At 50.6% G+C, this 6,372-nt stretch carries 4 protein-coding genes and 1 pseudogene; 4 read left to right on the top strand and 1 reads right to left on the bottom strand.

The features are described 5' to 3' along the window. Positions 1–347 (bottom strand): hypothetical protein (locus tag F9C28_RS19505; protein WP_199016915.1); only part of this gene is annotated, 347 nt, incomplete at its 3' end. A 468-nt stretch (positions 348–815) separates the two neighbouring features. On the opposite strand from F9C28_RS19505, the gene F9C28_RS19500 reads away from it, so the two are divergent. The 4 genes and pseudogenes from F9C28_RS19500 (at position 816) to F9C28_RS19485 (ending at position 6,052) form a co-directional block, all read left to right on the top strand. After that, on the top strand, positions 816–2,282 hold the full coding sequence (locus tag F9C28_RS19500) for a C69 family dipeptidase (protein WP_199016914.1): 1,467 nt from the start codon (positions 816–818) through the stop codon (positions 2,280–2,282). Positions 2,283–2,638: 356 nt separating this feature from the next. Beyond that, positions 2,639–3,745, top strand: a pseudogene (locus F9C28_RS19495) (hypothetical protein). Further along, entirely contained in the window at positions 3,745–4,887 is a 1,143-nt protein-coding gene (locus F9C28_RS19490) for a BamA/TamA family outer membrane protein (protein WP_199016913.1), read from the top strand. Before F9C28_RS19495 ends, F9C28_RS19490 begins: the two are co-directional and overlap by 1 nt. A 1-nt stretch (position 4,888) precedes the next feature. After that, positions 4,889–6,052 (top strand): DUF4056 domain-containing protein, encoded by a 1,164-nt coding sequence (locus F9C28_RS19485; RefSeq protein ID WP_199016912.1) that lies wholly within the window; start codon positions 4,889–4,891, stop codon positions 6,050–6,052. The last annotated feature ends 320 nt before the right edge of the window (positions 6,053–6,372 follow it).

The following is a 6,372-nucleotide window of genomic DNA, read 5'->3' as shown; positions in this document are numbered from 1 at the left end:
GATGTGTTTGCGGGAAAAAAATCGGCCCAGATCCGCGAAATTTTAATCAGCGAGTCAGCTTGGGAAGAAATGACCTGCTTATTCGCACCTTCCCTAAAACGATCGGCAGCCTGATTAAGCCCGGCATCATAATAGAAGCCAAGACGGTTGAAGGCGTCGGGATCACTTTCTGCCAGGGCTGCCGCCGAATCTATATATGCCTGGCGAAGGTGCTGTGGCGTATAAGGGGAAATATTCCCGCCAGATGCGTTATTAGCAGATAATAATCCGCAGCTTAATAACGTAAACCCTGTCGCTATATATCCACGATATTTGCGGTGGCAGAGAGAATAAAAAACCTGAGCCATGTGCCGTTTCCTTATGATTATTCATTTATTTCCGGGAGGCGCCGGAGGGAAATCGTTTAGCAAATTAAAAATGACCAAAAATAATGACATCGTTAACACAGAGAATAAGGTTCACCACAGGGCCTGCGGCGGCCTGGCATCAGAGTGGGTGGTGATTTTTTGCGCATTGCGATGCTCGTTGAGCTTAGTCTCCGGCCATCGGTTTTGCGCTTGTTCTGCCGGCTTTGTTGCTGTCTGTGCGCTGTATCACGAAATTCACCGGGCCGGGGGCAGGGAGTTGCTCTGATTTGTGTTGGTGTTAAATTCTAAATAAATGGCATTTTATTTATATAATCAGCCATATTTTTATTTAATTATTTCTTACAAATTCTATTTTATTATTTATTAATAGTCTTTGTGTCTGGTTTGCTTTCGGCATAGGGTAGTAAGAGGTTACTTACAAAACTATACAAATAAATCGAGGGGATTATGAAGACGACAGTGCTGGCAGCCGCTATTGCTGCTTTAAGTATTGGACCGGCAAGTGCTTGTACCACAGTGCTGGTCGGGAACCAGGCATCCGCAGATGGCTCTTATATTGTTGCCCGCAATGAGGATTTTTCCGCGGCCAATGCCAAGCATATGGTGATTCATCCGGCGGTGCATAATCAGCAGGGTGTTTTTAAATCCCACGGCAATGATTTTACCTGGCCATTACCGAAAGAAGCGCTGCGTTATTCTGCTATTCATGATTTTGATACCGCCGATAAATCGATGGGGGAAGCCGGGTTTAACGCGGCGGGTGTGGGGCTGACCGCAACCGAGACGATTTATAACGGTGCCGCCGCACTGAAGGCCGATCCCTATGTAGAAAAAACCGGCATTACCGAAGATGCTATTCAAACCGTCGTGCTGCCTTATATTCACAGCGCCCGTGAGGGGGTCGAGCTGTTGGGGAACATAATTGAACAAAAAGGGGCCGGTGAAGGTTTTGGTGTCGCCTTTGTCGACAGCAAAGAGGTCTGGTATCTGGAAAGCGGCAGTGGCCACCAGTGGATGGCCAGCCGTTTGCCCAATGATCAATATTTTGTTTCGGCGAATCAGGGCCGGTTACAGCATTATGATCCCAAAGATACGGCTAACTATTTAGCGTCACCGACCCTGGTCAGTTTTGCCCAGCAGCACGGGTTGTATCACCCGGAAAAAGGCGAGTTTAACTTCCATACCGCCTATTCTCAGGATGTGGCGAATGACGCCACTTATAACTACCCGCGGGTATGGACATTGCAGCACGGGTTTAATCCGGGGCTGACCACCACCATCACCAATGGCAAAGCGTATCCGGTATTTGTCAAACCGGCCCATAAAATCAGCGTTGAGGATGTCAAACAGGCGCTGCGTAACCGGTACCAGGGCACCAGTCACGATCCCTATGCCAATGTAAACCCGCAGGAGGCCTGGCGGCCGGTATCGGTATTCCGTACCCAGGAGTCCCATATTTTGCAGGTGCGGCCAAACTTACCGGCGGCGATTGGTGAAGTGGAATATGTCTCTTTTGGCATGTCTGCGCTGGGGGTTTATGTACCTTATTATCAGGGCATAACCCACTATTTACCCGGCTATGATAAGGGCACTGACAGCGCCAGTGGTGATTCGGTGAACTGGACGTTTCGTACATTGCAAACCCTGGTTATGCAGGATTACAAAGACTATGCGCCAGATGTGCAGAAAGCTTACCAGGACTTTGAGCAACAGACGGCCAAAGGGCAGAAGTCAATGGAGCAGCAATACCTGGCGCTCTACAAATCACAGCCCCAGCAGGCACAAAAGCTGTTGCAGGATTTTGAAGATAAAACGATGCAGGACGCACTTAATCTGACCAATAAATTAACCCAGCAAGTGATCACCAAAATGACTAAAGCCACCGATGCTAAATACCATTTTGAAGGGGCATAACGCAGAAGAATAGCTACCTGGCGATGATGGCATGGAAGGGTAATTAACCTTTCATGCTCTTTGTATAACAAATGTTAACGCCCTGTGCTATTATTTTTATTTTTTAATGATGGCGCTTAATCTGCTGATAAATCGTTGTTTTTTGATGAATAAAATATTAATTGTAATTTTCATTTTGCAACATTATTCGCATATTGGGCGGTATTCGATGCGCTGCGGTATTATTTCACGTTAATGCGTAAGTAAGTATGAAATAATAGGGGTACGGTATTAGTTTACTGGTATTCATCCCGGCATTACGGGCCTTTGTAATTATAACGCGTCGCTGTCTACATTCCGTTAACTATAAATTTATAATGAAATCGATAACCAATATGTTGTTACTGTCCGCTACAATGGTTTCTACCGTTGCTTATGCGGATACGTTTTCTCCAGCAGATGATCAGGCGACACAGGACCTGATTGCTAAAGCAGATACCCCCAGTTACCTCGCCAGTGATTTATCTCAACGCCCGGTTGCCAGCACCGGGGCATTACATAATGAATCCACAGCAGATAAGCCTGCGGCGATAAAACCAGAACACCATATTTTGCCGTTTTTTGGCGATGAAGCTCGCGCCAGAGGATATGATCTGCCTGAACCCTTTGGCATTGGGGTTAACTACATGAATATTCGGCAGAATATTAATGTAAAAAGTATTGATTTTACCGGTTTGTCCCTCGGGACGTTGCCGTTACCGCCCAGCCTGTTTGATATCAGCGTAGCCAAAACCCGCTAGCGCAGTGAAACCAAGACCATGAAACTGGATGCCTGGATATTCCCGTTCATGAACGTCTACGGGATATTAGGCCACACCAACGGGAGTTCTTTATCTAAAGTCTCCGTTGATTCTGATGCTTCGCAATTCAGCGGGATAAATAAGATCATCTCTAACGTTGTCCACGGGATGAATAAAAATGGTCAGCTTCAGAACCTTGATTTCAAACTGAAATTTAAAGGGACAACCTACGGTGCCGGTACCACGTTCGTGGGTGGTTATAACAACTGGTTTGGGCTGGTGGATATGAACTATACCCAGACCCATTTCGATATCCTCGACGGTAGTATTAACGCGTTTACCTTATCTCCGCGTGTCGGGTACCGTTTCGACACCCCGGGCTGGAATGCTATCCATTTGCCATCCGGTAAACTGAATGTTTGGGTGGGGAGCATGTATCAGGACGTGCAGCAGGAGTTTAAAGGCAGCCTGAGCGACCTGAGTATGCCGCCGGAACTGGCCGGATTAATGGACATGGCCAACAAGAAAGGAGAAGGGCGCTTTGATGTTAAACAGCACCTGACTTCGCCGTGGAACGTGCTGGCCGGTATGCAGTATCAGGTGACGAAGAACTTTAACGTCACAACGGAATGGGGCTTCCAGAAACGTAACAGCTTCTATGCTGGCGCGGAGTTCCGGTTCTGATGTCTCTGAAGTGGCCCGGTATTTTTCTGTTGTTTGGCTGTCTGCCAGGTATGGCGCAAGCTGATGGTGTGTTACCTTCCCGGGCCAGTATTGATGGCTGGCTGGGTAAGCTCGGGGCAAATAATTCTTTTGATCCGGCGAAAGGTATCGACTGGGGAGTGATGCCTGGGCCATTTTATACCCCGGAGCTGGGGCTGGGGATTGGCACGGCGGTGGTGGGGATGTATCGCCCGGATGCCACCGATCATGTCAGCCAGAACTCAACAGTGTCCCTGAGCGGTTATTTTACCTCTACGGGGGCACTGGGGCTCACAGTGCAGAATTACAGCTTCTTTGCCAATGATCAGTGGCGCTTTTTTGCCGATGGCTCACTGGCAAATACGCCGACCTATTATTGGGGGCAGGGGTTCAGCGCCGCGAAGCATAACCACAACCGGCAGCAATATACCTCTCAGGCATTTAGCCTGAAACCCAACCTGCAATACCGCATCGCACCGGCAACCTACCTTGGCGTTGGCTGGTCCGTTGCCTCCGAACACGCTGCGGATATTCATCGTAAATCACGGGGGACCCTGGAAAATGCTCCCCAGGGCCCATCGGTATTGAGTTCCGGGGCCAGTGTCAATTTTACCTATGATACCCGGGACTTTGTTCCCAACCCGCAGCATGGGCAATACCTCAATGTGCGGTATACCGCTTACTCCCCGGCCCTGGGGAGCGACAGCCGGTTCGATGAGTACGAAACCCGTTATAGTCTCTACTATCCGTTTAATGAGAAAACCGTGCTGGCCTGGCAAATGGATGGCCACTTTACCCAGGGGCATGTGCCGTGGAATATGTTGCCGGAGCTGGGCAGCGGCCAGCAAATGCGCGGCTATTATGAAGGGCGATACCGGGACCGGGATGTGGTGAGCACCCAACTGGAATATCGCCGTAAGCTGGACTGGCGTAATGGCATTGTGGGATGGGTGGGTACCGGTACCATGAGCCCATCGGTTCATCAACTGGGGCAAAGTACCTGGCTTCCTTCTGTGGGGGTGGGGTACCGGTTTGAGTTTAAGCCCCGGATGAATGTGCGCCTGGACTACGGGGTAGGGCGATCAAGTTCCGGGTTCTATTTCCAGGTAGGGGAAGCGTTTTAGTATGACATTGCGGTCATGGTTATTGGCGGCGTTAGTGCCCGCCGTCTCTTTTGGTGCCGGTGCGGCGCTGCCTGTGGCTGTGGATTTATCCCCGTTACCGGGTGCGGTGGCCGCGGTACCGGCGGTGACATCCCCGCTGGCGCCGCCGGAAGGGCTGCGCCCTTGCTGTGCGTTTGGTTATAACCTGCAAGCCGAAGCGTTCGGTATCCCGGTGCCTTTTTATCAGCTTAATAATGTGGTTGAAGCAACGGCGCTGGGGGAGCATCAATATAATGACTCTTTCCTGGGGGCTGGTGCGAAGCTGTTAGGTGTAAGCGCTGAGCGTGACGGTATTCTCTATACCATCCGCGGGGGATTTGTTGATATCGCCCATGTGCGCGACACGGCGGACATGACAGTCTGGCTGTTCAGCCATATCTGGCCTTCACTGGGTAGGGCGCAAACTTTAACGCTGGATGATGAACTGGCGGAGCGGCGCATTGTGCTGCCGGCGTTTACGCCCCCGGCGTCGGCGGCCGATCGCTATACGCTGGCGACCTGGCTGTCTGCCTATCTGGCTTTCCAGGTCGCCGCGTGGCATGAAACTGCGCAGTGGTATGGTTTCGAATCGGTACCTGGCTTCTCTGAAGGGGTGTCCGCCTATTCCCCTGAGGATCTTTACTCCAATCTGCTGGGGGCACGCACTGCCGCCTCACTGATCCTGTCGGGGCATGCGAAATCTGTTGCTATCTATAATGTGGCGATGACTGCGGCGCTGCCCGGTGTCCTGTCTCAACTGGGGGCAGTGACCGCGCCAGAGACTCGCTTCCATTTTGATATGCTGGATGGGCAATGGTGGGACAGCCATCAGAATGTGCCGGAGAAGTTTTTGGTGTTGAAGCGCAACTACTATACTGGTGATAACCGGGTGCCAACGCCGATTCCCGGGGAGCCGCTCGCGTCGCTGAATGTGCAGCTCCCGCATGAGGTGCTCGGATACGCACTGCCTGATCTGGGCGAGCTCCAGTTATGGCCCGGGCATTCAATGCAGGCGCTGCCAAAACCTGAGCGCGGTTATTACACCTGGCGCGACTTTCCCCATCTGGCCGATCATGCCCGCAGTGAGGATGCGGTTCAGCTGGCGAAATGGCATATCAGCACCGTGGTCAGCGGAGCTAAAAAGTAGTTTTTATTTAATTTATTGATTTTATTGTGTTTTACATATTTTGATGGTGTCGGGGCGTTTGCGATTTACGGGGCTGCGCTCAAAAAAAGAACGCTTAAACTTATTTTATATAATTAGCGGTTGCCATCTTCGAAACACGCCCTATAATGCGCTCCCACTGACCCGGCAAATGTGAACAACTTCACGAAATATGCTGAGTCAGTAGAGGAAAATCCTGAAAATAAGGGTTGACTCTGAAAGAGGAAAGCGTAATATACGCCACCTCGCGACAGAGCGCTCAGCGCCGTCGCACTGCTCTTTAACAATTTATCAGACAATCT

This window comes from Shimwellia pseudoproteus (assembly GCF_016415625.1).
Classification (GTDB): Bacteria; Pseudomonadota; Gammaproteobacteria; order Enterobacterales; family Enterobacteriaceae; genus Shimwellia; species Shimwellia pseudoproteus.
The sequence above is the reverse complement of the archived record's forward strand: the minus strand, read 5'-3'. Positions and strand labels throughout refer to the sequence as shown.